Genomic DNA, 26,494 nt, shown 5'->3' with positions numbered 1-26,494 from the left:
CGAACCCGGCGGGCCGGACCGCGCGTCGTTCCTCACCCATGCCACTCCACCTTGAACACCCACACGTGCTGTCCCGCCCGCCGGGCCGACTCGGGCACGTCGATCACCAGTGCTCCGCCCGCGACGGTCCAGGTCAGCGGCCGGTGGTGACCGAGCATGGTCACCTTGTCACCGGCCCGGACCGGCACGGGTGCCTCGACGGTGAGCTTGGCGCCGGGCCGGGTCAGGGAGTGGATGTAGAAGGCCTCGTTCGGGCGGACCGTGAACCGCAGGTCCTCGCCGAGCTGGCCCATGCGCGACCAGTACGTGGTGCCGTAGATCGCCTCTCCGTTGACCGCGAGCCAGGCGCCGGTCTCCCGCAGCCGGGTCTGCATGATCTCCGGAATGGTGCCGTCGGCGCGGGGGCCGATGTCGAGCAGGAAGTTGCCGTTCTTGGAGACGATGTCGACCAGGCTGTGCACCACCTCCTCCGTGGTCATGTAGGCGTCGTCCGGGGTCGCCCGGTTGTAGCCGTAGCTGCGCGGGTCGAGGCCTCGGCTGGCCTCCCACTTGGCGACGACCGTGTCGGCGTACGTCGTGTACTCGGGCGTGGTGAAGTCGTGGAAGCCGATGCCCGAGCGGTCGTTGACGGTCACGTCGACCGGACGGGCCCGGTTCTTGGCGTGGTTGAAGTACTCGGCGAGGACGTGGACGCTGTCGTTCGCGCCGCCGATGTCGCACCAGATGATCTCCGGGTCGTAGCCGTGGATCAGTTCGAGCATCTGCGGGGCCTGGAAGTCCCGTACGTAGTCCTTGCCGGAGGTGTATCCGGTGTAGGGCAGCGGCTCCAGTGTGTAAGGGTTGCGCGGGGCGTGGCCCATCCAGGGGTTGTCGGGGTTGAACCACTCGGGCATGGAGAAGTACAGGCCGCGGTGGAGTTCGGGGGTGTGCCGTCGGGACGCCTCGAAGAGCTCCTTGACCAGGTCCCGTTTCGGGCCCAGCTTCACGGCGTTGCGGTCGGAGACCTTGGTGTCCCAGAGCGCGAAGCCCTCGTGGTGCTTGGAGGTCAGTACGTGGTACTGGGCACCGGCGTCCCGGAACAGCTCCACCCACGCCCGCGGGTCGAACTTCTCGGCGGTGAAGCGCGGGATGAAGTCGTCGTAGGCGAAGTCCTCGCCGTAGGTGTCCCGGTGGTAGGCGTAGGTGGGGTTGTTCGGGTCCTGCATCTGGTCCCAGTACCACTCGGCGTACTGCACCCCGACGGGCGCCCACGCGGGCACCGAGTAGACGCCCCAGTGGATGAAGATGCCGAACTTGGCCTCGTTGAACCAGTACGGGGCCTGGTGCCCGGCCAACGAGGTCTCGGTGGGCTGGTAGTCGGCGGTGCCGAGTGTCAACGAGCGTTTGCCGGAGGCCACTTGGGTGCCGCGTCCGTGCACGCTCACCGTGCCGTCGCGCTCGCTGCCCGGCGCGGTGCCGGTACGGCTGCGGATGCCGACGCGGACGCGTGCCTGTTCGCCGGGGTCGAGACGGCGGATGCGGGCGGGCTCGACGGTGCGGGCGCCGGGGACGTCGACGCGTACGGACACCTCGTCGCGGGCCAGGATCGCCACGGTGCCCGCGTTGACGACGGTGGCCTCGACGCTCTGGGCGCCTGTCGCGTCCAGCAGGGAACCGGTGGAGCGGGCGTCGCGCAGGGCCAGCGCCCGCCCCTGGGCGACGGGCTGGAGGGAGAGAGCGAAGACGTGCAGGGCGGTCTTGCCGGCCTCGGCCGGGTTGGTGACCGGCAGGGTGAGGGCGACGGCCTCGCGCTGCGGGTCGATCCACACCTCGCAGGTGCCGATCCCGACACCGTGCTGGTCCTTGCCGCCGTCCGGCTGGTAGCGGTACGACGCTGCCAACGGGCCGCCCACCGCGTACCAGTCGCCGCCGCTCAGGCCGGCGGTGGTGGTCGTGCCGTCGGCGTAGTGGACGGTGGCCCGGCCGGAAGCGGTGCCGTAGCTGCCGGCCGTGAGGAAGACGGCGGACAGGTAGTGCCCCTGGGGCAGGTCGACGCGCTGGCCCAGCGCGACAACGTTGTTCTTGGCGCCCGCCGTCGCGGCGGGGAAGTCGATGGGGATGCCGTCGACCTCGACCCGGCCGGTCGGGAGTTCCTCGCCCGGGAACGTGTAGCCGGAGCCGTCGAAGTCACCGCCCCGGGCGTCGGCGGTGTCGATGCCGTCGTTGTCGTAGAGGGAGTCGAGCGGTACGGGGACCGGAGCGGGGACGGGGACCCATGGCGACGCGGCACCGGCGTCGGCCGACCCGGCGGCGCGAGTCGCGGCAGGTTCGGCGGCGTGGGCCTGGGTCGTCGCGGCGAGCGGCAGCGCGGCCGCGGCGGCGGCACCCGCGGCGGCCCCCAGAACCTGGCGTCTTGGATAGGGAGACATGCTCATGCGCGGCTCCATTCATCGGATGTCTGATGATTGAGCGGGCTCAGAAGCCTGTCAATGGGGCGTGCACGCGCCGGAGTTGAGAAAGTGGTCGGAGGACCTGCGGGAACAGTACGGACACCGCCGACCGGCCCGCCGCACACCCCGTCCGCGCGTCCGGGAGCGGATGCTCTCGACGCGAAGCCCATGGCGGGGCAGAGTGCCCTTTCGTACCGACGAGTAAGCCTCTCTCCCGCACCATCAGGAGCGCCTGTGACCAGCTGGGTCGGCCGGACCGCCGCCGAAATCGCCGCCGCCGTACGAGAACGGCGGGTCACGCCCCGCGAGGTGGTGGCCGAACATCTGGAGCGGATCGCGCGACTGGACGGACGGATCGGCGCGTTCCGTAAGGTCCGGGCCGATGCGGCGCTCGCCGAGGCGGACGAGGTCGCGGCCCGCGCCGACCTCGACGAACTCCCCCTCGCCGGTGTGCCGTTGGCCGTGAAGGACAATCTGGCGGTGCGCGGCGAGGCACATCTGGACGGTTCGGCCGCGACACCGGACACGCCCGCCGACGCCGACCACGCCACCGTGGCCCGGCTGCGGGCCGCGGGCGCGGTGGTCGTCGGGCTGACGAACGTGCCCGAACTGTGTGTCTTCGGTACCACCGACGGGGTGCACGGCGTCACCCGCAACCCGTGGGACACCCAGCGCAGCGCGGGCGGCTCCTCGGGCGGCAGCGCGGCCGCGGTCGCCGCCGGGCTGGCGCCGATCGCCCTCGGCAACGACGGCATGGGCTCGCTGCGCATCCCGGCGGCCAACTGCGGTCTGGTCGGCATCAAGCCGGGGTTCGGAGTGGTCCCCGCCGGGATCGGCCACGGCGACTGGTTCGGCATGTCGGAGAACGGGCCGTTGGCGACCAGCGTCGAGGATGTCCGGCTGGTGCTCTCGATCCTGGCGGACAAGGGGTTCGAGAACACCACGCAGGGCGCTCCGCTGAAGATCGCCGTCTCGCGGCGCAGCCCTCTGGTCGGGACGACCGTGACCAGGCCGTATACGAACGCGGTGGCGCAGGCGGCCGGACTGCTGGCGGGCGCCGGGCACCAGGTGCGGCGCGCGGAGCCGCCGTATCCGGCGTCGATCGGTGTCACCGCGCTCCGGCACTGGACCGCGGGGACGGCCGTGGACGCTGCCGACCTGGGCCCTGCGCTGCTGACCCGCCGGACCCGGGTGCACGCGGCGATCGGCCGCCGCTTCCTGAGCGGGGTCCGGACGAGCGACTCCCGCGAGCGGCTGCGCGCCCGGCTCACCCCGTTCTTCGCCGAGTACGACGTGCTGCTCACCCCGGCGCTGGCGCGCCGCGCCCCAAAGGCGGCACCGTGGCACGAGCGCGGCTGGCTGCGCAACGCGCTGGCCGGCTCCAACTATTCGCCGCTGACCCCGGCCTGGAACCTCACCGGCTGGCCGGCGATGTCGGTGCCGTTCGGCACGCTGTCCTCGGGCGCCCCGTGCGCCGTACAGCTGGTGGGCCGGCCGGGCTCGGAGGCGGTCCTGCTGGAGGTGGCCCGGACACTGGAGACCCTGCGGCCGTGGCAGCGGACGGCCCCCGTCGACTAGGGCTTCCCCGGCTCGGCCTCCTTCGGCTCGGCCTCCTTCGGCTCGGCCTCCTTCGGCTCGGCCTTCATCGGCCAACCCTTCTCCGGCTCCGCCTTCATCGGCCAACCCTTCTCCGGCTCGGCCTTCTTCGGCCAACCCTTCTTCGGCTAGGGCTTCTTCGGCTCGGTCATCCGGCGGGCCGTCTCGACGACCGCCGCGCGGTGCAGGGCGAGGCGCTCCTGCGGCCAGGACTCGCTGACCTCCCTGGGGTCGACCCCCTCCGCGGCCCAGAACCAGGCCTGGGCCGCGGCGAGCACCATGGTCAGCAGGTCGTCGGGCGCCATGTCCCCGTCGAGGTCGCCGCGCCCCTGCGCCTCGGCCACCAGTGCCGCCTTGTCGCGGAACGCGTCCTGTTCGAGTCCGGTGACGGAGGGGCGCTCCAGCAGCTTCCACAGCCGCAGGCGCATCAGGTCGGGCCGTGCCACCAGGTGGTCGAAGATCGCGCCCGCGTATCCGGGCAGGTCCTCGACGTCGAACGGCACGGACTCGGCACCCGCCGTCATCGCCCGCCGCAACACCTCGTCGAAGAGCTGCTCCTTGTTGCCGAAATAGACGTAGATCAGCCGCTTGTTCGCCCCCGCGGCCTCGGCTATCCGGTCCACCCGGGCACCGGCGATGCCGTAGGCGGCGAATTCGCTGAAGGCGGCGTCGAGCAGCCGGGCCTTGGTGGCACTGGAATCGCGTGACATGCCCACCACCCTACCAAGTAACTATCTAGTTATTGACATCCCTCGCGGACGGGTCTACGGTCAAGGTATCTATCCAGTTAGTTATGGAATTGAGGAACCCCATCATGGAACAGCGCGCACTCGGCGGTCAGGGCCTGACCGTCGGCGTCCAGGGCCTCGGCCTCATGGGCATGAGCGTCTTCTACGGCGCCACCGACGAGACCGAGTCCCTGGCCACCGTCGACCGGGCCCTGGAACTCGGCGTCACCCTGCTGGACACCGCCGAGAGCTACGGCCCGTTCGTCAACGAGCAGCTGCTCGGCAAGGCCCTGGCCGGGCGCCGTGAGGCCGCAGTGGTCGCGACCAAGACGGGGGTCGAGATCACCGACGACGGCCGGATGGTCGGCCTCAACGGCAGGCCGGAATACGTACGCCACGCGCTGGAGCGCTCGCTGCGGCACCTGGACACCGACCACGTCGACCTCTACTACCTGCACCGGATCGACCCCCAGGTACCCATCGAGGAGACCGTCGGCGCCATGGCGGAGCTGGTCGCCGAGGGCAAGATCGGGCACATCGGCCTGTCCGAGGCCTCCGCGGGGACCATCCGGCGGGCCCACGCCGTCCACCCGGTCACCGCCCTCCAGATCGAGTACTCGCTCTTCGAGCGCGGCATCGAGCAGGACGGTGTCCTGGACACCCTCAAGGAGCTGGGCATCGGCCTGGTCGCCTACTCCCCGCTCGGCCGCGGCTTCCTGTCCGGCGCGATCACCAGCCCGGACGACTTCGCCGAGGACGACTGGCGCCGTACCGACCCGCGCTTCCAGGGCGCGAACTTCGACCGCAACCTCGACGTCGTCCGCGAGGTCCGCCGGATCGCGGCCGAGAAGAACGTCACGCCCGGTCAGCTCGCCCTCGCCTGGGTCCAGCAGCAGGGCGCGGTCGCCATCCCCGGCACCAAGCGCCGCCGCTACCTGGAGGAGAACGTCGCCGCGACCGAGGTGACGCTCACCGCCGCCGACCTCACCGCCATCGAGGCGGTCGCCCCGCACGGCGCGGTCGCCGGCGACCGCTACGCACCCGAGCACATGGGCACCCTCAACGGCTGAGAGCCCGCCGTCCCAGTCCCCGCAGCGATGCAGAGCGATTCAGAAGGAACTCCACGACCATGCCCCAGCCCGCCAAGCGTTCCCGGATCTCCGTCGGCGCCACGACGATCACCTATCTGCCCGACGGTTTCGGCGCCCACAACCCCGACACCCTCTTCCCCGGCGTGGACTGGACGACGCGCCCCGGCCATCTCGACGACGGACAGTTGATCCTCACCTTCGGGTCGTTCCTGATCCAGGCCGGGGACCAGCGGATCCTCGTGGACCTGGCCACCGGGAAGATCAATGTGGACGTGCCCGGCGTCGCTCACCTCGAAGGCGGCGCGCTGCTCAGGAACCTCGCCGCCGAAGGGCTGTCCGCCGCCGACATCGACACCGTCGTCTACACGCATCTGCACCTCGACCACGTCGGCTGGACCAGCGATGTCGCCCCGCTGCCCGGCACACCGGCCGCACACGCGCCCAGCGGTCTCACCTTCACCCGGGCCCGCCACCTCATGTCGCAGGCCGAGTGGCAGTACTGGACGACGCGGGAAGCCGACCTGGGCGGACCGGACGCCGAGGCGGTGCTCAAGCCGCTCACCGGTGTCGTCGAGTTCGTCGCGGGCGGCGACACGATCGCGCCCGGCGTGACCGTCGAGGCCACGCCCGGTCACACCCCCGGCCACCTGGCGGTCGTCGTACGGGACCCGTCGGGCGCCGGTGGCGAGGAGGTCTGGGTCGTCGGGGACATCCTGCACTCCCCCGCCCAGATAGCGGATCCCGACCTGGCCTTCGCCTCCGACGTCGCTCCCGACCAGGCCCGGCAGGTGCGCGACCGGGTGCTCGGGCGGCCGGACACGGTGATCGCCGCCGGGCACTTCACGGACGAGGTGTTCGGCCGGGTCAACCACGAGGGCGACCGCCAGCGCTGGACTCCCGTCGCCGACACGCCGGCGTCCCGCTGACCGGGCCGGGCACGGCCCCTCAAGAACCACCTCTCACCTCAGGAGACACACCTCATGTCCGTACCCGCAACCCCCCACACCCTCAGCGCCACCACCACGGCGGCCGAGGTCGTCGACGGCGCCGACCTGCACGGCCGACGGGCCGTGGTGACCGGCGCCAGTTCCGGGATCGGCGTGGAGACGGCCCGTGCGCTCGCCTCGGCCGGCGCCGACGTCACCCTGGCCGTGCGCAACACCGAAGCGGGCGACCGCGTGGTGGCCCGGCTGGAGGCCGAGCTGCCGCCCGGGGCGGGGAAGCTGACCGTGGGACGGCTCGACCTGGCCGACCGCTCGACGGTCGCCGCCTTCGTGGCCGACTGGCAGGGTCCGCTGCACATCCTGGTCAACAACGCCGGAGTGATGGCGCCGTCGGAGATCACCCGCACCCCGGACGGCCGGGAGCAGCAGTTCGGCGTCAACCATCTCGGCCACTTCGCCCTCACCACCGGCCTGCACGCGGCGCTCGCGGCGGCGGACGGCGCGCGGATCGTCTCGGTCAGCTCCACCGGCCACCTCTTCTCGCCCGTCGTCTTCAACGACCTGGACTACCGGTTCCGCCCCTACGACCCGTGGACCTCCTACGGTCAGTCGAAGACCGCGAACATCCTGTTCGCCGTGGCCGCCGCCGAGCGCTGGGCCGACGACGGCATCACCGCCAACGCCCTGATGCCGGGCAACATCGCCGACACCAACCTGGCCCGGCACATGGACATGCAGCAGGTCGCCGACTTCATCGCCTCGGGCGAACTCACGCTGCCGCCGCAGAAGACGGTGGAGCAGGGCGCCGCGACCTCGGTGCTGCTGGCCGCCTCCCCGACGGTGGCGGGTGTCACCGGCCGCTACTACGAGGACTGCGCGGAGGCCGCCCCGGTCGCCGAGCGGGCCGGTGCCGTCGGCGGGGTCGCGCCGTACGCCCTGGACCGGGACAACGCGGCCCGGCTGTGGGCGGTGTCCGAGGCGCTGATCGGCTAGCGTCACAGGGCGCGATACATGATGTGCAGCCCGACCGGTCCGTGTTCCGGATGGTCGAAGGCCTCCGGGACCGTACCGATGATCCTGAAGCCGAGGGAGGTCCACAGGGCCACTGCGGGGTTGGTCTCGACGACGGCGTTGAAGACCATGGACCGGTAGCCGTGCGCCCGGGCCTCGGCCAGGACATGTTCGGCCAGGGCCCGCCCGACGCCCCGGCCGCCCCGGTCGGGGTCGACCATGAAGCCGGCGTTGGCGACGCCCGCTGCGGGGCCCCCGTAGTTGGGGGTGAGGTAGGCGGAGCCGACGACGGCTCCGGTGGGGTCCTCGGCGACGTAGACACGCTTCGCCGGGCCCATCCACAGGGCGCGGGCCGCCTCGTCCGAGGTGTCGGGGTCCCAGCCGTACGTCTCGGCGGCGGCGACGATCCGGTGCCAGAAGGGCCAGATCTGCGGCCAGTCGGCCGCGGTGGCTGCTCTGATCAGCATGGGCGTGAGTCTCGCACGCCCATGCGCACCGGCGATCGCGACAGGGCTGACCGGCCGGTCAGTCCACGCTGGGCAGGATGTGGGGCTCGGCGAGGTCCTCCTCGTAACCCGCGAGGCGGATCGGGGCGGACCGGGCCCACACGTCGAGGCTGCCGAGCTGTCCGGGCCGGCTGCCCGCGCGCTCCGCGCGTTCCTTGGGGCGCTGCTCGAGAGTCGTCTTCTCAGGTGTCACCGCGCACTCCTTATGTGTCGGTCACCCTCGGGGCGTACCGGTCGGTCTGCGTTCCGGTGCCGGGCGCCCGCTCGGGTCTGGATGGAAGGCCGGTTAGGACGCGGTGGCGCCGGTAACTCACACGAGCAGGCCGTTGTCGACCGGCTTGTCCCGGGACGGACCGTGGGTGTGGGTGGGACCCCTTACTGCTGTCCGTCCCCTATAGATTAACCAAATGAGCACAGGTCCGCTCGATAGGGAGTGCAAACAAGGTGTAACTATCGCGAGTCGCTCCGCAATTCGGGCGCCCGCAAATACACCTGTTCGTAACATGATGCCCTGTTTACACTCCACCCGCTCGACCCGAGCGAGCGAACACCCCTTCGACCGGACAGGCACCGCCCCCTCACAGGCCGTGCAGTTCAGGTTGCGTTGGCCGGGTCGAAAACTCGACATGATCCGATGGCCCAGGACAACGGCTGTCTCGCGGAAGGACTGACGCATGGAGCTGCGCAGCGTCGAGGAGCTGATGGATCTGCTGCACGCCTGCCGGCACCAGCGCGCCCTGCGCACCGCGGCCCTGCTGCGCCGCAGCCGCCCCGCCGACAAGGAGCTCCAGGTCGCGGGCCTGGTGCACGGCATCGAGGAACTGCCGGGCCCCGCCGACGGCGCCGCGCACGCGGTACGACATCTGCTCGGGGAGCGGGTCTACCACCTGGTACGCGGGGACGGCGCCCCCGCCGACGACGACGCGCTGCGGCAGGCCGACGAGGAGAGCCGTACCGCGGGGTTCGACGCGGGCGTCCTGGAGGACTGGCGAACCGCCCTGGAGCTGGTCGCGACCCGCAACTCCCGCCTCGGGGCTGTCGACTGACGGTCCGTCATGAGACGGTACGGCGATGACGTCGTGGCACGGGCTCAGGGGCAGGGTGGCCGTCGTCACCGGCGGCACGCGCGGGATCGGGCGCGCGGTCGCCGGGGCGCTCGCGGCGGCCGGGGCGCTGGTGTGCGTGAGCGCGCGGGACCCGGACGAGGTCCGGCGTACCGCCGCGGAGCTGGGCGGCACCGGCCTGGCCGGCAGCGTGGCCGAGCCGGAGCACGCCCGGGAGCTGACCCGGCTGGCGCTCGGCGAGTTCGGGCGCCTCGACATCCTCGTCAACAACGCGGCCACCAATCGCCCCTACGGACCGCTCATGGACGCCGATCTCGCCACATGGCGGGAGGCTTTCACGGTCAACGTCGAGGGGCCGCTGCGGCTGACGCAGTGCGCATGGCGGGGCTGGATGCGGGAGCACGGCGGCTCGGTGGTCAACATCTGCACGGAGGGCGCGGCGCATGTCGGCCCCGATGTGGGCGCCTACGGCACCAGCAAGGCGGCACTGCTGCATCTGACCCAGCAGCTGGCGGGGGAACTGGCACCCCGGGTGCGGGTGAACTCGGTCTCGCCGGGACTGGTGCGCACGGAGATGGCCCGCTTCATGTGGGAACCGCGGGAGCGGGAGATCGCGGCGGGCCTGCCGATGGGGCGGATCGGAGAGCCCGAGGACGTGGCGGGGGCGGTGCTGTGGCTGTGCTCGGACGCCGCGCGGTGGGTGACCGGAGCGGACCTGGTGGTCGACGGCGGCACCCGGGTACGAGCGGCACACACAGCGAGGTGAGAGCCGAGCGTGCCCGAGATCGAGTCGGCAACGCGGCTGCCCCCCGATGGGCGACGGGCCCCTGGGTGGACCCGTATGGGATCGAACCACGAAGAACGCGTGACCTGCGCACCGGGCACACCGGCGCCTGCCCGAACAGTAGGGCGCCGGCGCCGGTGGCCGCCAACGATTAAGCGGGGCCTACCACTTGCCCGGCTCGTAGTCCTTCAGGAAGACCCCGTACACGTCCTCGCCCTGCTCGCCGCGGACGACCGGGTCGTAGACGCGGGCCGCGCCGTCGATCAGGTCGAGCGGGGCGTGGAAGCCGGCCTCGGCGAGGCGCAGCTTGTCGTAGTGCGGGCGCTCGTCGGTGATCCAGCCGGTGTCCACGGAGGTCATGAGGATGCCGTCGGTCTCGAACATCTCCACCGCGCTGGTCCGCGTGACCATGTTCATGGCCGCCTTCGCCGCGTTCGTGTTCGGGTGCCCGGCACCCTTGTAGCCGCGGCCGAAGACACCCTCCATCGCGGAGACGTTGACCACGTACGACCGTCCGCGCGCCGCCTGCTTCGCGGCCGCGGCCATGGCCGGCCGGAGCGCGCTGATCAGGATGAACGGCGAGGTGTAGTTGCAGAGCTGGGTCTCCAGGAGCTCGACCGGGGAGATCTGGTCGATGGTCTGCACCCAGGTGTTGCTGTCGACGACGTCGGGGACGAGCCCGCCCGCGTCGATGGCGGTGCCGTCGAGGTGCCGGGCGACGCTGGCGTTGCCCGCGACCAGCGCCAGGTCGGCGACCTGCTGGGCGTCGAGGCCGCTGGTGCCGAGGGGCAGCGCGGCGAGACCGTCCACGGCACCCGAGTTGAAGGCGCCGATGACCTGGTGGGCGGGGAGTTCACCGGCGGGCAGCGGGGCGCTCTCGCCCTCGACCAGGGCCGCGTATGCCGAGGGCAGCCGGCGTACGGTCTGGGTCGCGTTGTTGATCAGGATGTCGAGCGGGCCCGCCGCGGCGACCTGCTCCGCCAGGGCGACGGCCTGGGCGGGGTCGCGCAGGTCGATGCCGACGACCTCCAGGCGGTGCAGCCAGTCCGCCGAGTCCTCCATCGCCTTGAAGCGGCGGATGGCGTCCTTCGGGAAACGCGTGGTGATCGTGGTGTGCGCGCCGTCCCGCAGCAGCCGCAGCGCGATGTACATGCCGATCTTGGCGCGGCCGCCGGTGAGCAGGGCGCGCTTGCCGGTCAGGTCGGCGCGGACGTCCCGCTTGGCGCGGTTCAGGCCGGCGCAGTCCGGACAGAGCTGGTGGTAGAAGTAGTCGACCTCGACATAGCGGCTCTTGCAGGTGTAGCAGGAGCGCGGGCGCTGGAGTATCCCCGCGATCCTGCCCTCCTCGGTCCGCGAGGAGGGCAGCAGGCCCTCGGTCTCGTCGTCGATGCGCTCGGCGGAGCCGGTCGCGGTGGCCTCGGTGACCGCCTTGTCGTGCGCGGTCTTGGCGGCCCGGCGCTCCTGGCGGCGGCGCTGCTTGACCGTGCGGTAGACGCCGGCCGTGGCCCGGCGCACCGCGATGGCGTCCGGGTGGTCGACCTCCAGCTTGTCCAGCTCGTCGAGCACGCTGAGGCAGACGGCGAGCCGCTCCGGGTCGATGCCCGGGCCGTAGACCACCTGGTCCTCGGCCGTCGGGCCGTCCTGTGTCACCGTCATCGTGCCGCCGCTTCCCTGATCCACCAGCGGCGCTCCGACTCGCGCCCGCTTTCGAACAGGGAATTTTACGGAGCGCCGGGCAATACCTCCAAACCCGACCGGATCATGGCTCGCAGACCGAGATCAGCGAGTCCACCTCATCGGTCACCGCGCGGGCCAGTACATCGAGGTCCGGGACGGCGGCCGCGTCCGCGACGAGGCCGTAGTGGACCTGGTTGCGGTAGGTGGAGATGGCGACCGCGAGGGACTGGCCGGGCGCGAGCGGGGCCAGCGGGTAGACGGCCGTCAGCGGGTGTCCGCCCAGGCGCAGGCCCAGGCCCGGCAGCGGGACGCTGGTGACCAGGATGTCGAACCAGAGCCGGGCCGCCTGGCCGACGAGCGGTCCGCCGAGCCGGTGCCCGAGGGCGGGCACATGGTCGGCGAGCAGCGCGACGGCACCGGCGCCCCGGTTCGGGCCGGCGTCCTTGTTGCGGACCATCGCCGTGCGGACGCGGTCGAGGCGGGCGAGCGGGTCGGGGTTGTCGACCGGAAGCCGTATCAGGTAGCCGGAGAGCCGGTTGCCCTGTGGGGTGGCGGTGCGCGGACGGCGTTTGGAGACCGGGATCAGGGCGCGCGGGGCGACGCCCTCGGTCGGGTCGCCGCGCTCCTGGAGCCAGCGGCGCAGTGCGCCGGCGACGACGGCGATGAGGACGTCGTTGACGGTGCCGCCGACGGCCTTGCGGACCCGGTGCACATCGTCGATGTCGAGATCGACGCCGGCGATGCTGCGGGTGCCGGTCGGCTCGGACCGCAGGGCGGCCGAGGAGCTCACCCCGAGGGCGGACAGGGCGACGGAGGCGCCGATGTCCAGGGCCCGGCCCACGTCCGAGAGCGCGCCGCGCACCAGCTCGGGGACCCTGCGCACGTCCGGCAGCGCCGGCAGCGTGCGCGGTGCCTCGATCCGGCGGGGGGCGCGCTCGGGCAGGTCGAGCGGGTCCATGACCCCGGCGGCCAGTTTGAGGGCGCGCAACCCGTCGGCGAGGGCGTGGTGGAACTTGAACAGCACCGCGAAGGACACCCCGTCCTCGCCGGGCAGCACATGCGCCTCCCACGGCGGCCGGCCGCGCTCCAGCGGGCGTTGCATCAACCGGCCGGCGACGGCCTGGAAGTCGTCGGTCGGGGCGTGCAGCCGGACGTGGTCGAGGGGATCGAAGTCCGGGGCGCTCTCGCGGGCGGCGCCGCCGAACGCGAGTGGCTGCCAGACGTCTCTGATCCGCATGCGCAGTCCGGGCACGGCGGCGGCACGGGCCGCGAGCAGGTCGGCCGCGTGGGCGCCGGCGGTCGGCGAGTGCGCCGAGAAGACGCCCAGCGCACCGAGGTGCATCGGGTGCCGGTCGGACTCGATGTTCCAGAACGCCAGATCGAGAGGGGCGAGCAGGTCGGTCGCAGTCATCAAAGGGGGGCCTCGCGTCGACGGAGGGTGGATCAGCAGTCAAACGCCGACACCTGATTACGGTCAAGTACGATCACGCTACGCTCAGTTAACAGCAGATTAAGCCCCGCCTCCCCCGAAAGAGGCGGGACTCATGGGAAACCTGAGGTCACCTCAGCGCCGGTGGCGCCGCCCGGGGTGACGTACCCCACTCTGACGGGCGCGGGCCGACCGTGAACGCAAGCGAGCGCAGGGTGCGCAGCGAACCGTTCGTCAGATAGGTCCGGCCGTACTCCGATCCGTCGACCCGGGCGGTCTGGACGTACCGGTCGGCGGCCGAGGTGCCGGGCGCGGTCACCGTGAAACCGCCGCTCGGCCAGTAGCGGCGGTCGAGACGGACGTCGACCCGGTCGAAGACGGGCGTCGACAGGCCCCACGTGCCGTATCCCGGCTGGACGGGGAAGAGACCGATGGACGACAGCACGTTCCAGGCGGACATGGTGCCGAGGTCGTCGTTGCCGGTCATCCCGGACGGCCCGTCGGTGAAGAGGGTGAGCGCCGCGTGCACCACGTCGGTGGTCTTCCAGGGCTGGCCGGTGGAGAGATAGGTGTACGGGGCGATGAGGTCGGGCTCGTTCATCGGGTTGTAGACGGCCGCGCGGTAGTAGTCGTAGGCGTTGCCGTGCACCCACACCTCGCGCGCGGTCCTCTCCGGGTCGGCGAGCAGCCGGTCGTAGGCGAAGAAGGAGTCGAGCCGCCGGTTGGTGGCCTGCTCGCCGCCGATCAGGGAGATCACCCCGGGCAGGTCCTGCGGGACCAGCCACTGGTACTGCCAGGCGGTGCCCTCGTGGAAGCCGATGCCGCGGGCCGGGTCGGGGTCGCCGGTGAACGCGCCGGAGGCGTCCCGGGCGCGGAAGAAGCCGGTGGAGGGGTCGAAGACGTTGCGGTAGTTCTGGGCCCGGGTGGCATAGCGGGCCGCGTCCGCGCCATGGCCGAGGTCCCGGGCCATCTGGGCGAGCATCGCGTCGGACAGCGCGTACTCAAGGGTGACCGAGGCGCCGTGGTCGTAGTCGGAATCGCCGACCTTGGTGTGCGGGCGGCCCTTGGCGTAGGGCGCGAAGCCGTCGGCGAGGTACTCGGCGTTGGCCTCGCGGCCGACGCCCGGGTTGGCGGCCGGGGGCACGCCGTCGGCGTTCCTCCGCAGCACCCGGTACGCCCGCTCCTCGTGCCCCTTGAGCAGGCCCGCCTGGTAGGCGGTGGTCAGGAACGGGGTGACCGGGTCGCCGGTCATGATGTTCGTCTCGACCGTGCCGTAGCCCCACTTGGGCAGCCAGCCGCCCTCCTCGTCGACCTTCAGCACCGACAGCGCCATGTCCCGTGCCTCGCGCGGCGCGAGCAGGGCGAGCAGCTGGGCCTGGGTGCGGTAGGTGTCCCAGAGCGACCAGTTCTGGTAGTAGGTGAACCCCGCGGAGCGGTGGATCCGGCGGTCCCAGCCGGCGTACCGGCCGTCCGCGTCGTCGCCCACGTTGGGTGCCAGGAAGGCGCGGTACAGGGACGAGTAGAAGGTACGACGCAGGGTCGTGCCGCCGCCCTGGACGCGCACCCCGTCGAGCCGCCGCTCCCAGGCGTCCCGGGCCTGCCGTCGTACCGTGTCGAACGAACGGCCGCCCTCGGCGCGCAGGTTGACCTCGGCACCGCGCGCGTCGACGTACGACAGGGCGGTGGTCGCCTCGACGGTACGGTCCCGGGTGGTGTCGAAGCGGACATAGGCGCCGTCGGCCCCGGCGCGGGCGCCGGGGGTGATCGCGGTGCCGTTCCAAGTGCCGTAGGCGGTGAAGGGGCGGCTGAAGCGGGTGACCGTGTACACGGTGTAGGGGGCGGTCTCCCGGCAGAAGCCATGCCCGGTGATCTTCGTACGGACGGTGTGGTCGTCGAGGATCTCGACCTCGCTGCTCACCGGCTTGTGCAGCGCCTGGCCCGCGTTGAGCAGGACGTTGGCCTTGTCGGTGGCCGGGAAGGTGTAGCGCTGGACGCCGGTGCGGGCGGTCGCGGTCAGCTCGGCGCGGACGCCGGAGTCCAGGCCGACGCGGTAGTAGCCGGGGCTCGCCTGCTCGTCGGCGTGGTCGAATCCGGCCGCGTACCGGGCGTAATCCGTCTGGGTGACGTCCCCGGTGGTGGGCAGGACGGGCAGGTCGCCGCCGATGCGGCAGCCGACGCCCGAGAGATGGACCAGGGAGAAGCCGCGGATCTGGTGCTGGGCGTAGTCGTAGCCGGTGCTGTGCCCGGTGTCCGGGGAGAGTTGCACCATGCCGAAGGGCACGGCCGCGCCGGGGAAGGTGTTGCCCTCGTTCTGGGTCCCGATGAAGGGGTTCACCAGGTCGGTGAGGTGGCCGTCGGTCGGTTCGGCGGCCCCTGCGGCGGGGACGGTGAGCAGCGCGGACGCTGTCAGCACCCCGGCCAGGCACAGCCGTGTGCGCCGGGTCCCTCTCATGTCGGATGACCTCCGAAGGTTCGACGTCGTTGTCTGCATCGTGAGGGGGAAAGGGCGCAAAGCCCGGCACATAGGAGTTTTCGCGCACAACGCGTCGCGCGAGGGGAGGGTGCGGGAGGAGACGCGCGCAACGCGTCGGGCCCGGCGCGGGAACGGCGCCGGGCCCGGAGTACGCGGAGGGAGCTACGAGACCAGCTGCCCCTTCCCGAGGGCGATCACCCCGCCCTTGGAGACCGTGTACAGCTCGGCGTCCCGGTCCGGGTTGACGCCGATGGTGGCGCCGGGCGGGACCTCGACGTTCTTGTCCAGGACCGCGCCGCGCACCACCGCGCCCCGGCCCACGACCACGTTGTCGTGCAGGATCGAACCCTGGACCACCGCACCCGGGTCGACGCGCACGCCCGGTGACAGCACGGACCGGGTGACCTGGCCCCGGATCAGGCAGCCGGCGCTGATGATGGACTCGCTCGCCATGCCGCCGGCGTTGAAGCGGGCCGGGGAGAGCTGGTAGGAGTGCGTGTAGATGGGCCAGCTGCGGTTGAAGAGGTTGAAGGCGGGCCGCTCGGCGATCAGGTCCATATGGGCGTCGTAGTACGCGTCGAGGGTGCCGACGTCCCGCCAGTAGCCGCGGTCGCGGCTGGTCTCGCCGGGGATGTGGTTGGTGCCGAAGTCGTAGAGCTGGGCCTCGCCGCGGGCGGTCAGCTGGGGCAGTATCGAGCCGCCCATGTCGTGCACGGAGTCGTCGTCCTCGGCGTCCCGGTGCAGGGACTCTACGAGGGCCTTGGTGGTGAAGATGTAGTTGCCCATCGAGGCGAAGACCGTGTCGGGGGCGTCCGGCAGCCCCGGCGGGTCGGTGGGCTTCTCCAGGAAGGTCTCTATCGTCTGCCCGTCGGAGCCCGGGGTGATCACACCGAACGCCGAGGACTGCACGCGAGGGATGCGGATGCCCGCGACCGTGACCCCGGCGCCGCCCTCGATGTGCTGCTGCAGCATCTGCCGGGGGTCCATGCGGTAGACGTGGTCGGCGCCGAACACCGCGACGTAGTCGGGCTGTTCGTCATGGACGAGGTTGAGGGACTGCAGGATGGCGTCGGCGCTGCCCAGGTACCAGCGCGGGCCCAGCCGCTGCTGGGCCGGGACCGGGGTGACGTAGTTGCCGAGCAGGCTGGACATCCGCCAGGTGGTGGTGATGTGCCGGTCCAGCGAGTGCGACTTGTACTGGGTCAGCACGCAGATGCGCAGCACGTCCGCGTTGACGAGGTTGGACAGCACGAAGTCGACCAGACGGTACGTCCCGCCGAAAGTGACAGCTGGTTTGGCCCGGTCGGCGGTCAGGGGCATCAGGCGCTTGCCTTCCCCACCCGCGAGCACGATCCCGAGTACCGAAGGCCCACCACGACGCATGGCCGCTCCCCTCACCCTGGTGCTCCATGCCTGCCCTCGAAGCACTCCCGCTAAGCCTGTACCCCGATCACGTCGAACAGACGGCCTGCCAGTTACGACTGTTTGAGGATCTCCTCATAGAGCCGGACCGTGCGCCGGGCCACCGCGTCCCAGCCGAACTCGCCCACGGCGCGCTCCCGTCCGGCCTCGCCCATCCGCCGGGCCGTCTCCCGGTCGCCGACGACGGCGTCCAGCGCCCGGGCCAGGCCCGCCTCGAAGTCGTCGTCGAGATCGACCAACAACCCTGTCTTGCCGTCCTCGACGACCTCGGGGATTCCGCCGACCCGGGACGCCACCACGGGCGTGCCACAGGCCATCGCCTCCAGGTTGACGATGCCGAGCGGTTCGTACACCGAGGGGCAGGCGAACACGGCCGCGTGGGTGAGGAGTTGGATGACGTCCGCGCGCGGCAGCATCTGCGGGATCCAGTGCACGCCCTCGCGGACCCGGCGCAGCTCCTCGAAGAGCTCACGGAACTCCCGGTCGATCTCCGGGGTGTCGGGAGCCCCGGCACACAGCACGACCTGCGCCCCCGGGTCGATGTCCCGTACGGCGCGCAGCAGATGCGGCACGCCCTTCTGGCGGGTGATGCGGCCGACGAACAGCACGTAGGGGCGGCTCGGGTCGATGCCGGTCCGGGCGAGGACGTCGGTGGAGCGGTCCGGCCGGTACAGGGCGGTGTCGATGCCGTTGTGCACGACGTGGACCTTCGCCGGGTCCAGGGCGGGGTAGCAGCCGAGGATGTCCGCGCGCATGGCCCCGGAGACCGCGATCACCGCGTCGGCGGCCTCGATCGCGCTGCGCTCGGCCCAGCTCGACAGGGCGTATCCGCCGCCGAGTTGCTCGGCCTTCCAGGGGCGCAGCGGCTCCAGCGAGTGCGCGGTCACCACGTGCGGGACGTTGTACAGCAGCTTGGCCACATGGCCGGCGAGGTTGGCGTACCAGGTGTGGGAGTGCACGAGTTCGCGGCCTTCGAGGCCGGCGGCCATGGCGAGGTCCACGGAGAAGGTGCGCAGCGCGTCGTTGGCGGTGTCCAGCGCGGACCAGGGGCGGTGCCGGACTACGCCGACCCCGCGGCCCTCGCCCCAGCAGTGCACCTCCAGGTCGACCAGCGGCCGCAACTCCCTGGCGAGGAACTCCACATGAACACCCGCGCCGCCGTAGACGTCCGGAGGGTACTCCCGGGTCAGCAGTCCCACTCGCACCCGCAACCCCCTGATCTCCACGGCCGGTTGTTCCATGGTCACCCAGATGCGCCGCGCGGGGAAGAGCACGGTGGTTGTGTGAAACAACAGTCACCGCAGACCCCGCCGCCCGGTACCCGGTAGTAGAGACAGCAGCTGCGCCGCCGGAAGGCCGGGCCGGTACGGGTGCCGGTGGCACTCAGCAGGGGGTGCCCGAAGAGCGCGTCGACGAGGGTGCGGGTCCGGTCCGCGACCTCGGTACGGCCGTCGGCACGGGCCCACCGCTCCAGCTCGCGGGCGGCGCCGGCCAGCGCGGAGCCCGCGTTGCCCCACAGCAGGGCGGCGGCGACGCCGTAGCGGGCCCGCAGGGCCTCCGCCAGGGGTTCGAGATGACCGTGCACGACGGCGTCCGCGAGCGTGTCCGGGCCGGCGCCCCCGGGCAGCGGGCGGACCTCGGTGAGCCAGAGGTCGTCGGGGGCGCCGGCCCGGGCGTCCCAGCGGAGCAGACGGGGGTCCAGGTCGGGGAGGCGGCCGTAGCGGGCGGCGCAGCCGAGGGCGACGGACCAGAGCCGGGCGGCCAGTCCCTGCTGGGCGATGGAGGCGGCGACCCGGAGCTCGGAGGCGCGGAGACGGCCCGCCACCACCCCAACACGGAAAGTTAGGACATCTTGGTAAACATCCGATGTGCATGTTTTATAAGCTTTTGCAAGGCTTGGCAGTTCGGTGATCCGCACCGCCTCCGGGTCTCCGGCCTCCGATCGGAGCGTTGGCAGCACGAAGAAGCCGCCGAGCGGCCGGAGCGCGGCGAGATCAGGGTCCAGGTCCACGAACAGCAGTAGTACCAGGCTTCTTAGGACCCGGGGGCTCCGGGTCTCCACCCGCCGACACCCACCCTGGGGATGATCAGAGACCTCCCCTACTCCATCGGTAGTACGAGGCATTGGGTGCTCAGGTACGACGACGGGAAGCGTTCGGGCGGGCACAGTGTTGCTCATGGAAGCCGACCGTTCACCGTGCGGGACCGCCCTGCGGATCCGTCTGACGCTGAGGAGCCCTGCATGAGTTCCCTCGCGTTGTCCGTGGTGCTGTCCTTCGTCTCAGCCGTCGCCTACGCCGGCGGAGCGATCGTGCAGGAGCAGGTCGCGGTCAGCTCCCCCGACGAGCAGTACGCGCCGCTGCGCCGCCCGAGCTGGTGGGGGGCGATGGCGCTGAACGGCCTCGGTGGCCTGCTGCACGTCGTGGCGCTGGCCTACGGCCCGCTCAGCCTGGTCCAGCCGCTGGGCGCGCTCACCATCGTGTTCGCGCTGCCCATGGCGGCCCTGTTCGTCGGCCGCAAGGCCGGCTCCACCGCCTGGCGGGGGGCGATCATGGCCACCGTGGGTCTGGCCGGCCTGCTCTCCCTGGTGGGCTCCTCCGACTCCCACACCCTGGACTCCGCCGGCCGGACCGGGGTCGCGGTGGTCACCGGCGGGGCGATCGTCGCGCTGCTGGCCGCGGGCCGGGCCGCGCACCGGCACCCGGCGGTGCGCAGCGTGCTGCTCGCCGTCGCGTCCGGCATAGCCTTCGGCATGTCCTCGGTGTTCACCAAGGTCGTGGCGATCGACTGGGACGGCGGGATCGCCGTGTCCGACGCGCTCTGGCTGGCCGTGATCGGCGTGTACGCCGTCGCCGGCGTCATGATCTCGCAGGCCGCGTACCGCGGCGGTGGCCTCGCCGCGCCGCTGGCCACGCTGACGGTGGTCAACCCGGTACTGGCCGCCGCGGTCGGCATCACGATGTTCGACGAGACGTTCCGCTACGGCACGACCGGCACCCTGCTGGCGCTGGCCTGCGGTGTGGTGGCGACGGGCGGCCTGATCCTGCTGACGACCGAACGCATCGAGAGCACCCCGCACCCGGCGTACTCCGCACCCGAGCACGAGACCTCCCCCGATCCACTGGTCGAGGCACTCGTGGAACTGGCGGAGGCGGGCCTGGCGAGGGCCGAGGCGGCCGAGGCGAGCCTGGTGGACGCCGGCCTGATGGACGCCGGCCTGGCCGTGGCAGCCCTCCCGGAGGCCGAGCCGGCCGGGGCAGGGCTGGTGGACGCCGGGCTGGTGGCGGAGGCTGCCGGGGCGGCGGAGGTGGCGGGAGTCCCGGCCGCGGCGGGAGGCGTGGCGGCTCCCGGCGGGCCGGCGGCGGACGGCGAGGCGCTCATGGTGCTGCCCGAGATGCCCCAGCAGCGCACCGCGTCCGTGCCGGACGTGCTGCTTCCCGCCGTCGGCTATGTGCCGGCCCCGCTGCCGGACCGGCACCGGATGAGGGTCAAATCCTGACGCCGCCGGCCCGGAGATAGGCGACCGGGTCGATGTCCGTGCCGAAACCGGGCCCTGTCCGCACCTCGAAGTGCAGATGCGGGCCCGTGGCATTTCCGGTGGACCCCGAGCGGCCGATCCGCTGCCCCGTGGACACGCTCTGCCCCGCCCGCACGGAGATGGCCGAGAGGTGACCGTACTGCGTGTAGCGGCCGTCGGCGTGCCGGATGACCACCTGGTAGCCGTACGAACCGCCCCAGCCGGCCGTGACGACCTCCCCGGCCTCGACCGCCTTGACGGAGGTGCCGGTGGACGCCAGGAAGTCGACGCCGGTGTGGTAGCCCTTCGACCAGTGCGAGCCGGACGCGTGGTACGGCGTACCGATCGGGGCGTCGACCGGGGCGACGAGGGCGTGGTCGCTGTGGGAGGAGGCCTTCTTGGTCCGGGCCTCCGGCTTGGCCTTGGTCTTCGTCCTGGCCGGCTTGGACGTCCCGGCCGCCGTCTTCTTCGCCGACGATCCGGTCTTCGCGTCCTCGGTCGCGTGGCCCGTCAGGCTCAGCCGCTGGCCGGGCAGGATCAGGTCGGGGTCGGAGCCGACCGTCGCGCGGTTGGCCGCGTACAGCCGGTGCCAGCCGCCGCTGACGTCGTGTTCCTCGGCGATCCCGGAGAGCGTGTCGCCGTGCACCACGGTGTACATCTCGGCCTTGCCGGCCCGGGACTGCGGTGTGGTCTGCGGCTGTACGTCCCGTACCGAACTCTTGGCGGGGCGGGTGGAGGCGCTCTCGGTGTGCACCTCGGGCGTGCCGCCGCCGCGGCTGAGCCCGGCCTGGACCGAGCAGACGGGCCAGGCGCCCGGCCCCTGTCCGCCCAGGACCTTCTCGGCCACGGCTATCTGCTGGTCCTTGGTGGCGAGGTCGGCACGCGGCGCGTACCGGGTGCCGCCGTAGGCCTCCCAGGTGGACTGGGTGAACTGGAGCCCACCGTAATAGCCGTTGCCGGTGTTGATGCCCCAGTCGCCGCTGGACTCGCAGGCGGCGACCTTGTCCCAGGTGGACACGGAGGCCGCGTCGGCGCTCCCGGCGGCGGCCAGCGGAAGCGCCAGCCCGGCGCCGCCCGCCGTGACGGTCAGCGAGGCGCGGTTGATCCTGTTCGGCTGGTACCGGCGGTGCCGGCCGCGATCGGCCATGTCTGAGATCCCCCTCGCCACGCGCGTCAGGAAGGCCAAAAGTAAGCGCCCCGAACAGGCCATGACAAGACAGCAATCAGCCGCCTCTCGCACCTGGAGACACGGCCGTCACGCCGTGAAGCGGCACCGAACAGAACGGAATTGACCCGCCGTCAGCCCGGAGAGCCGCGCGGCACCCCCGCGAAGTGTCTCGTGAGGCTGCTGAGGCGTCGGCCCCTGTGGTCCGTATCTGCAAGTGCGGCCGGTCGAACGGCGAGTCAGGATGGCCTTTGGGCAATACTGGCGGGCATGAGGGGCGGCAGCATTCCTTGCACGTTCTACGGGATCGACTTGATCTTTGAGGAGCAGGCGGTATGAGCACTTCGGCGCAGATCGGCGTCACGGGTCTCGCGGTCATGGGCCGCAACCTCGCCCGGAACTTCGCGCGCAACGGCTACACGGTGGCGTTGCACAACCGCACGGTGTCCAAGACACACGAGCTGGTGGAGAACTTCGGGGACGAGGGCGACTTCATCGCGGCCGAGACCGCCAAGGAGTTCGTGGAGGCGCTGGAACGGCCCCGCCGGCTGGTCGTCATGGTCAAGGCCGGTGACCCGACGGATGCGGTGATCGAGGAGTTCGCACCGCTCCTGGAGCCCGGCGACATGATCATCGACGGTGGCAACGCGCACTTCGCGGACACCCGGCGCCGTGAGAAGGCGCTGCGCGAGCAGGGCATCCACTTCGTCGGCATGGGCGTCTCCGGCGGCGAGGAGGGCGCGCTGCACGGGCCGAGCATCATGCCGGGCGGCCCGAAGGAGTCGTACGACTCGCTGGGCCCGATGCTGGAGAAGATCTCGGCGAAGGCGGCCGACGGCGCGCCGTGTGTGACGCACATCGGCCCCGACGGCGCCGGGCACTTCGTGAAGATGGTCCACAACGGCATCGAGTACGCCGACATGCAGCTGATCGGTGAGGCGTACCAGCTGCTGCGGGACGTCGCCGGGTACTCCCCCGCGCAGATCGCGGACGTCTTCCGGACCTGGAACACGGGCCGCCTCGACTCGTACCTGATCGAGATCACGGCGGAAGTGCTGGCGCACGTGGACGCGGCGACCGGCAAGCCGTTCGTGGACGTGGTGGTGGACCAGGCCGAGCAGAAGGGCACCGGCCGCTGGACCGTCCAGATCGCGCTCGACCTGGGCGTGCCGGTGTCGGGGATCGCCGAGGCGGTCTTCGCGCGTTCCCTGTCGGGCCACGCGGATCTGCGGGCGGCCTCCCGCGAGCTGGCCGGTCCGAAGCCGACGGCGCTGCCCGAGGCGGAGGCGGCGGCGTTCGCGGACCGGGTGGAGCAGGCGCTGTACGCGTCGAAGATCGTGTCGTACACGCAGGGCTTCCACGAGATCCAGGCGGGCAGCGACGAGTACGACTGGAACATCGACCTCGGTGCGGTGTCCTCGATCTGGCGGGGCGGCTGCATCATCCGGGCGGCGTTCCTGGACCGGATCCGCGCGGCGTACGACGCGCGGGCGGACCTGCCGAGCCTGCTGTCCGACGAGACGTTCGCCCGGGAGATCGCCGGGGCGCAGGACGACTGGCGTGAGGTGATCATCGCGGCGACCCGGGAGGGGGTCGCGGTGCCCGGTTTCTCGGCGGCGCTGGCGTACTACGACGCGCTGCGCGCGGAGCGGTTGCCCGCCGCGCTCACGCAGGGGCAGCGGGACTTCTTCGGGGCGCACACGTACCGGAGGGTGGACCGGGAGGGTGCGTTCCACACGCTGTGGGGCGGGGACCGCAGCGAGGTCACCGCGTAGGCGGACCTGGCCGTTGGGAGAGGGGCGCGGGTGGGCTGCGGGTTCGCGCAGTTCCCCGCGCCCCTGGGGGTGGGTGCCGAGCTTGTCGGTCGGGTGCGGGTGCGTTGTGGGAATTGCGCAGTTCCCCGCGCCCCTTCGGGGGCGTGTGGCTGTTGTCAGGTGAGGGGTGGGCCCGGTTCCGGGGTGGGGTCCGGGTTCGGGGGGACGGGGGGTGGGACGGGGGGTGGAGCGGGGGTCGGCGGTGGTGGGGTGGGGACGGGGCCCGGGGACGGGGGTGGTTCCGGGGTGGGGACCGGGCTGGGGTAGGGGTCCGGAGGCTGGGGGGTGGGGGGTACCGGGGTGGGCTGCGGGTTCGTCATGGCGTCCTCCGGCCAGTGGCTCGACTTCACCTCTGGGATCTACTTCCCCACGTACCCGAACGCGGCGCGTGCACTCACCCTGCCGCCCGTGCCGCCGCCGCGAGGCCGGGGCGTGGGCTGGCCAGGATCGGCACGGTCGTGGTCGTCAGCCGCTGGGCCGAGGTCATCGAGGCCTGGGCCAGGACGATCACGTCGGCGTCGGTCACGGTGTCCGCGGCGGCTGCCACCAGGCGGGCGCATCCCTCGATGTCGCCGGCCTCGAAGTGGGTCCAGGCGTCCGCCACGACCTGGGCGCGGGCGCGGATCGGGCGGTCCGCACGCCGGGCCTCGTCCTCGATCAGGGCCAGGGTCGGCGCCAGGGTGCTCTCGACCGTGGCCAGGACGGCGACGCGGGGGCCCGCCGTCACGGCCGCCGCCGCCATCGGGCGGTCGCCTCGGACTACCGGGACGCCGATCCTGTCGGCGGCCCGTTCCGCCACCTCGCCGATCGTCGAGCAGGTGCAGAGCACGGCCCGGACACCGTCGGCCGCCGCCCGCTCCAGGGCGGCCGTGACCTCCGGTGCCACCGCCTCGGGGCCCTCCCGGCGGGCCCGGGCCAGAAGTTCCGGTGCTACGAGGTGCCGTAGCTCCAGACCCGGGTGGTCCTCGTCGCGCAGGGCGTCGAAGACGGGGATGTGGAGGGGGGACGTGTGGAGGAGGGCGAGCATCTGTGATTCCTCAGAAGCGGCCGGGGTGGGCGACCAGCCACTCCTTCGCCGCGCGCAGCAGCTCGGGGTCCGCCGCCGGCGCCACCTCGGGGTGACGTTCGGCCCACCTGACGACGTACGGGCAGAGCGGGGCCACCGGGGTGTCCTCGCGCTCGGCGATCGCGTACAGCTCGCGGGCGAGGGAGCCCGCGATGCCCTTCCCCTCGTGCTCCGGTTCCACGATGGTGTGGACCGGCACCAGGGCCCGGGAGGGCGACTCCAGCACGAAGTACTCGACGTGGCCGACGACTTCGTCGCCGGCGACCGCCTCCAGACGACCCGCCTGCCGGTCGTCGCGGATCTCGATGTCGCTCATGTCGCCCTCCTGGTCCGCCGGTCAGGCCGACACGGCCTGCGGGCTGCGCTCCTGGTCCGAGCCGGGTACCGGCTCGGACGGGTCGGCGCCGAGCGCCACGACGCGGTTGTCGTGGTCGACGTGCACGACCTGCGGTCGAAGCGTACGCGCCTCGGCGTCGGTGACCTGAGCGTAGCTGATGATGATCACCAGGTCGCCGGGGTGGACGAGATGGGCGGCCGCCCCGTTGATCCCGACGACCCCGGAACCCCGCTCGCCCTCGATGACGTACGTCTCCAGCCGGGCGCCGTTACTGATGTCGACGATGTGGACCAGCTCACCGGGGAGCAGGTCGGCGGCGTCGAGAAGGTCGGCGTCGATGGTCACCGATCCCACGTAGTGCAGGTCGGCCTGGGTGACGGTGGCTCGGTGAATCTTGGACTTGAACATGGTGCGCAGCATCGGGACACTCCTGAAAGGTAAGCTCCCTGCCCACGTTTTTGCAGGTCAGGGGCGTCATTCACTGTACATCGGCATACCTTCGACTCGAAGACTTTGCGCAACATCCTGCACCGTGGCGAGCAGGCTTCTGACCTGCGCGATCCCTGCAAATTACGCTGCCGCGGAGCCGTAGGCCAGGAGCAAGCAAGGAAGATCGTCCCGGCCCAATGCCGATTGCATGCCGACCTACCTGATTTCTCATCAGGCAAGCCGAAGGGAGCTGGAGCAGGAGCCTGCGGACGCGTAGTTGGCCATGCGGTAGTGGTGGTAGGTCTCGTGGAAGAACGTCACCACCGCCTCCTCCATACTTCGCAGTCCCTTGTTCGAGATCTGGATGACCGGCAGCCCGTTGCGGCCCAGGTTCGGGCGTTCGGTGTACGGGTGGGTCGTCTTCATCGTGTGCGGGCTGTTGCCGAAGTTGTACTCTCGTGTGACCGGGTCGATGATCGGGTCCTCGTGGACGACGTCGTACTTGTCCCACTCGGAGCGGTAACCCGCCCTGGCCGGCGTCTCCTTGAGCCTGCCGAGGCTCACCACTGGCCCCTGCGGGTACTCGTTGGGTTTCTTGTCGGGCTTGCTGCGGTAGGCGTTGCCCTGTTTCGTCCCCGACGCCGGACCTGACTCCTCCCCGCTCCGGGCGGCGGACTTGCCGCTGCCGCCCGGTTCCTTGCCGCCCTTGCGCGTACCAGATCGCGGTGTCGAGGGGGCATCGCCGAGACGACGAGTGAGGATTCGAAGCTGCGCACCTGCCTCCGGAGGGCGTGGTGACAAGCGCTGCGCTCCGGGGCTGACCTGCGGTCTCCCGGCACGAGTGAGACTTCCGCGCCGATCTCTCTCGCATACCGTGCGCAGGGTGCGTCGAGGCGAGGCCCCGGATGGGAACGCGGACGGCCGTCGGCGGACGGCTACGGGAAGGTTCACCGGGTTCCGGCAGGCCAGAAGGAGCCGGTGAGCGAGTGCCGCGGAGCCGCCCGCGGGAAAC

Annotated in this window: 23 protein-coding genes; 8 read left to right on the top strand and 15 right to left on the bottom strand. The window is 71.6% G+C overall.

All coding sequences use genetic code 11. The features are described 5' to 3' along the window. Positions 1–32: 32 nt before the first annotated feature. The gene (locus tag ABZ642_RS08965; protein WP_360480185.1) at positions 33–2,408 is read right to left on the bottom strand and encodes an alpha-L-fucosidase; all 2,376 of its coding nucleotides are present in this window, start codon (positions 2,406–2,408) and stop codon (positions 33–35) included. Between the two features lie 255 nt (positions 2,409–2,663). Here ABZ642_RS08965 and ABZ642_RS08960 point away from each other — a divergent pair, with 255 nt between their 5' ends. Further along, positions 2,664–4,007, top strand: a complete 1,344-nt coding sequence (locus tag ABZ642_RS08960; RefSeq protein WP_360479450.1) for an amidase — start codon at positions 2,664–2,666, stop codon at positions 4,005–4,007. Between the two features lie 146 nt (positions 4,008–4,153). Here ABZ642_RS08960 and ABZ642_RS08955 read toward each other — a convergent pair whose 3' ends face one another. Next, positions 4,154–4,735, bottom strand: a complete 582-nt coding sequence (locus ABZ642_RS08955; protein WP_360479447.1) for a TetR family transcriptional regulator — start codon at positions 4,733–4,735, stop codon at positions 4,154–4,156. A 104-nt stretch (positions 4,736–4,839) separates the two neighbouring features. Here ABZ642_RS08955 and ABZ642_RS08950 point away from each other — a divergent pair, with 104 nt between their 5' ends. From ABZ642_RS08950 to ABZ642_RS08940, 3 genes are read left to right on the top strand one after another with little or no spacing between them, the layout of a single operon-like run. Beyond that, positions 4,840–5,823, top strand: coding sequence for an aldo/keto reductase (locus ABZ642_RS08950; RefSeq protein WP_360479444.1), 984 nt, complete (start codon positions 4,840–4,842; stop codon positions 5,821–5,823). Positions 5,824–5,882: 59 nt separating this feature from the next. Then, positions 5,883–6,770, top strand: coding sequence for an MBL fold metallo-hydrolase (locus ABZ642_RS08945; protein WP_360479441.1), 888 nt, complete (start codon positions 5,883–5,885; stop codon positions 6,768–6,770). A gap of 54 nt (positions 6,771–6,824) precedes the next feature. Continuing rightward, on the top strand, positions 6,825–7,781 hold the full coding sequence (locus tag ABZ642_RS08940) for an SDR family NAD(P)-dependent oxidoreductase (protein WP_360479438.1): 957 nt from the start codon (positions 6,825–6,827) through the stop codon (positions 7,779–7,781). A gap of 2 nt (positions 7,782–7,783) precedes the next feature. On the opposite strand, the gene ABZ642_RS08935 is transcribed toward ABZ642_RS08940, so the two are convergent. Beyond that, a complete protein-coding gene (locus ABZ642_RS08935) occupies positions 7,784–8,266 on the bottom strand; it encodes a GNAT family N-acetyltransferase (protein ID WP_360479435.1) in 483 nt (160 codons plus the stop codon). Between the two features lie 58 nt (positions 8,267–8,324). Next, entirely contained in the window at positions 8,325–8,498 is a 174-nt protein-coding gene (locus tag ABZ642_RS08930; RefSeq protein WP_360479432.1) for a hypothetical protein, read from the bottom strand. Positions 8,499–8,979: 481 nt separating this feature from the next. Between ABZ642_RS08930 and ABZ642_RS08925 the strand changes: the two genes are divergently transcribed. Both ABZ642_RS08925 and ABZ642_RS08920 read left to right on the top strand, forming a co-directional pair. After that, positions 8,980–9,351, top strand: coding sequence for a hypothetical protein (locus ABZ642_RS08925; RefSeq protein WP_360479429.1), 372 nt, complete (start codon positions 8,980–8,982; stop codon positions 9,349–9,351). A 25-nt stretch (positions 9,352–9,376) separates the two neighbouring features. After that, positions 9,377–10,135, top strand: coding sequence for an SDR family oxidoreductase (locus ABZ642_RS08920; protein ID WP_360479426.1), 759 nt, complete (start codon positions 9,377–9,379; stop codon positions 10,133–10,135). 180 nt (positions 10,136–10,315) lie between these two features. On the opposite strand, the gene ABZ642_RS08915 is transcribed toward ABZ642_RS08920, so the two are convergent. From ABZ642_RS08915 to ABZ642_RS08890, 6 genes are all read right to left on the bottom strand, one after another. Continuing rightward, positions 10,316–11,809 (bottom strand): SDR family NAD(P)-dependent oxidoreductase, encoded by a 1,494-nt coding sequence (locus ABZ642_RS08915; RefSeq protein WP_360479423.1) that lies wholly within the window; start codon positions 11,807–11,809, stop codon positions 10,316–10,318. 103 nt (positions 11,810–11,912) lie between these two features. Further along, positions 11,913–13,241, bottom strand: coding sequence for a wax ester/triacylglycerol synthase family O-acyltransferase (locus ABZ642_RS08910; RefSeq protein ID WP_360479420.1), 1,329 nt, complete (start codon positions 13,239–13,241; stop codon positions 11,913–11,915). A 148-nt stretch (positions 13,242–13,389) separates the two neighbouring features. Beyond that, entirely contained in the window at positions 13,390–15,711 is a 2,322-nt protein-coding gene (locus ABZ642_RS08905) for a GH92 family glycosyl hydrolase (protein ID WP_360479417.1), read from the bottom strand. A 183-nt stretch (positions 15,712–15,894) separates the two neighbouring features. Beyond that, on the bottom strand, positions 15,895–17,115 hold the full coding sequence (gene glgC, locus ABZ642_RS08900) for a glucose-1-phosphate adenylyltransferase (RefSeq protein ID WP_360479415.1): 1,221 nt from the start codon (positions 17,113–17,115) through the stop codon (positions 15,895–15,897). Positions 17,116–17,207: 92 nt separating this feature from the next. Then, on the bottom strand, positions 17,208–18,359 hold the full coding sequence (glgA, locus tag ABZ642_RS08895; protein ID WP_360480181.1) for a glycogen synthase: 1,152 nt from the start codon (positions 18,357–18,359) through the stop codon (positions 17,208–17,210). Positions 18,360–18,397: 38 nt separating this feature from the next. After that, on the bottom strand, positions 18,398–19,165 hold the full coding sequence (locus ABZ642_RS08890; RefSeq protein WP_360479412.1) for a (2Fe-2S)-binding protein: 768 nt from the start codon (positions 19,163–19,165) through the stop codon (positions 18,398–18,400). A gap of 231 nt (positions 19,166–19,396) precedes the next feature. Between ABZ642_RS08890 and ABZ642_RS08885 the strand changes: the two genes are divergently transcribed. Beyond that, a complete protein-coding gene (locus ABZ642_RS08885; protein WP_360479409.1) occupies positions 19,397–20,653 on the top strand; it encodes a DMT family transporter in 1,257 nt (418 codons plus the stop codon). On the opposite strand, the gene ABZ642_RS08880 is transcribed toward ABZ642_RS08885, so the two are convergent. After that, positions 20,643–21,818, bottom strand: coding sequence for a transglycosylase family protein (locus ABZ642_RS08880; protein WP_360479406.1), 1,176 nt, complete (start codon positions 21,816–21,818; stop codon positions 20,643–20,645). The genes ABZ642_RS08885 and ABZ642_RS08880 overlap by 11 nt on opposite strands. Positions 21,819–22,171: 353 nt before the next feature. Between ABZ642_RS08880 and gndA the strand changes: the two genes are divergently transcribed. After that, positions 22,172–23,611 (top strand): NADP-dependent phosphogluconate dehydrogenase, encoded by a 1,440-nt coding sequence (gene gndA, locus ABZ642_RS08875; RefSeq protein WP_360479403.1) that lies wholly within the window; start codon positions 22,172–22,174, stop codon positions 23,609–23,611. A 433-nt stretch (positions 23,612–24,044) separates the two neighbouring features. On the opposite strand, the gene ABZ642_RS08870 is transcribed toward gndA, so the two are convergent. The 4 genes from ABZ642_RS08870 to ABZ642_RS08855 all read right to left on the bottom strand — a co-directional run bounded on the left by ABZ642_RS08870 (position 24,045) and on the right by ABZ642_RS08855 (position 26,283). Then, positions 24,045–24,677, bottom strand: coding sequence for an aspartate/glutamate racemase family protein (locus tag ABZ642_RS08870; RefSeq protein WP_360479396.1), 633 nt, complete (start codon positions 24,675–24,677; stop codon positions 24,045–24,047). A 10-nt stretch (positions 24,678–24,687) separates the two neighbouring features. Next, positions 24,688–25,032, bottom strand: a complete 345-nt coding sequence (locus ABZ642_RS08865; protein WP_360479393.1) for a GNAT family N-acetyltransferase — start codon at positions 25,030–25,032, stop codon at positions 24,688–24,690. Positions 25,033–25,053: 21 nt separating this feature from the next. Beyond that, positions 25,054–25,473: an aspartate 1-decarboxylase gene (panD, locus tag ABZ642_RS08860; RefSeq protein WP_360479390.1), complete on the bottom strand. Its 420-nt coding sequence runs from the start codon at positions 25,471–25,473 to the stop codon at positions 25,054–25,056. A gap of 240 nt (positions 25,474–25,713) precedes the next feature. Continuing rightward, positions 25,714–26,283 (bottom strand): hypothetical protein, encoded by a 570-nt coding sequence (locus tag ABZ642_RS08855; protein ID WP_360479387.1) that lies wholly within the window; start codon positions 26,281–26,283, stop codon positions 25,714–25,716. Positions 26,284–26,494: the final 211 nt, after the last annotated feature.

Origin of the sequence: Streptomyces sp. NPDC007157 (genome assembly GCF_040634235.1) — a bacterium.
Classification (GTDB): Bacteria; Actinomycetota; Actinomycetes; order Streptomycetales; family Streptomycetaceae; genus Streptomyces.
This window is presented reverse-complemented; position numbering and strand designations above follow the sequence as displayed.

Bases quoted from the DNA above. Each gene is read 5' to 3' on its own strand.
- ABZ642_RS08920 (WP_360479426.1), top strand. From the start codon at position 9,377: ATGACGTCGTGGCACGGGCTCAGGGGCAGGGTGGCCGTCGTCACCGGC.
- ABZ642_RS08870 (WP_360479396.1), bottom strand. From the start codon at position 24,677: ATGCTCGCCCTCCTCCACACGTCCCCCCTCCACATCCCCGTCTTCGAC.
- ABZ642_RS08905 (WP_360479417.1), bottom strand. From the start codon at position 15,711: ATGAGAGGGACCCGGCGCACACGGCTGTGCCTGGCCGGGGTGCTGACA.
- glgC (WP_360479415.1), bottom strand. From the start codon at position 17,115: ATGCGTCGTGGTGGGCCTTCGGTACTCGGGATCGTGCTCGCGGGTGGG.
- panD (WP_360479390.1), bottom strand. From the start codon at position 25,473: ATGCTGCGCACCATGTTCAAGTCCAAGATTCACCGAGCCACCGTCACC.
- ABZ642_RS08950 (WP_360479444.1), top strand. From the start codon at position 4,840: ATGGAACAGCGCGCACTCGGCGGTCAGGGCCTGACCGTCGGCGTCCAG.
- ABZ642_RS08865 (WP_360479393.1), bottom strand. From the start codon at position 25,032: ATGAGCGACATCGAGATCCGCGACGACCGGCAGGCGGGTCGTCTGGAG.
- ABZ642_RS08965 (WP_360480185.1), bottom strand. From the start codon at position 2,408: ATGTCTCCCTATCCAAGACGCCAGGTTCTGGGGGCCGCCGCGGGTGCC.
- ABZ642_RS08880 (WP_360479406.1), bottom strand. From the start codon at position 21,818: ATGGCCGATCGCGGCCGGCACCGCCGGTACCAGCCGAACAGGATCAAC.
- gndA (WP_360479403.1), top strand. From the start codon at position 22,172: ATGAGCACTTCGGCGCAGATCGGCGTCACGGGTCTCGCGGTCATGGGC.
- ABZ642_RS08910 (WP_360479420.1), bottom strand. From the start codon at position 13,241: ATGACTGCGACCGACCTGCTCGCCCCTCTCGATCTGGCGTTCTGGAAC.
- ABZ642_RS08925 (WP_360479429.1), top strand. From the start codon at position 8,980: ATGGAGCTGCGCAGCGTCGAGGAGCTGATGGATCTGCTGCACGCCTGC.
- ABZ642_RS08885 (WP_360479409.1), top strand. From the start codon at position 19,397: ATGAGTTCCCTCGCGTTGTCCGTGGTGCTGTCCTTCGTCTCAGCCGTC.
- ABZ642_RS08955 (WP_360479447.1), bottom strand. From the start codon at position 4,735: ATGTCACGCGATTCCAGTGCCACCAAGGCCCGGCTGCTCGACGCCGCC.
- ABZ642_RS08945 (WP_360479441.1), top strand. From the start codon at position 5,883: ATGCCCCAGCCCGCCAAGCGTTCCCGGATCTCCGTCGGCGCCACGACG.
- ABZ642_RS08915 (WP_360479423.1), bottom strand. From the start codon at position 11,809: ATGACGGTGACACAGGACGGCCCGACGGCCGAGGACCAGGTGGTCTAC.
- ABZ642_RS08935 (WP_360479435.1), bottom strand. From the start codon at position 8,266: ATGCTGATCAGAGCAGCCACCGCGGCCGACTGGCCGCAGATCTGGCCC.
- ABZ642_RS08940 (WP_360479438.1), top strand. From the start codon at position 6,825: ATGTCCGTACCCGCAACCCCCCACACCCTCAGCGCCACCACCACGGCG.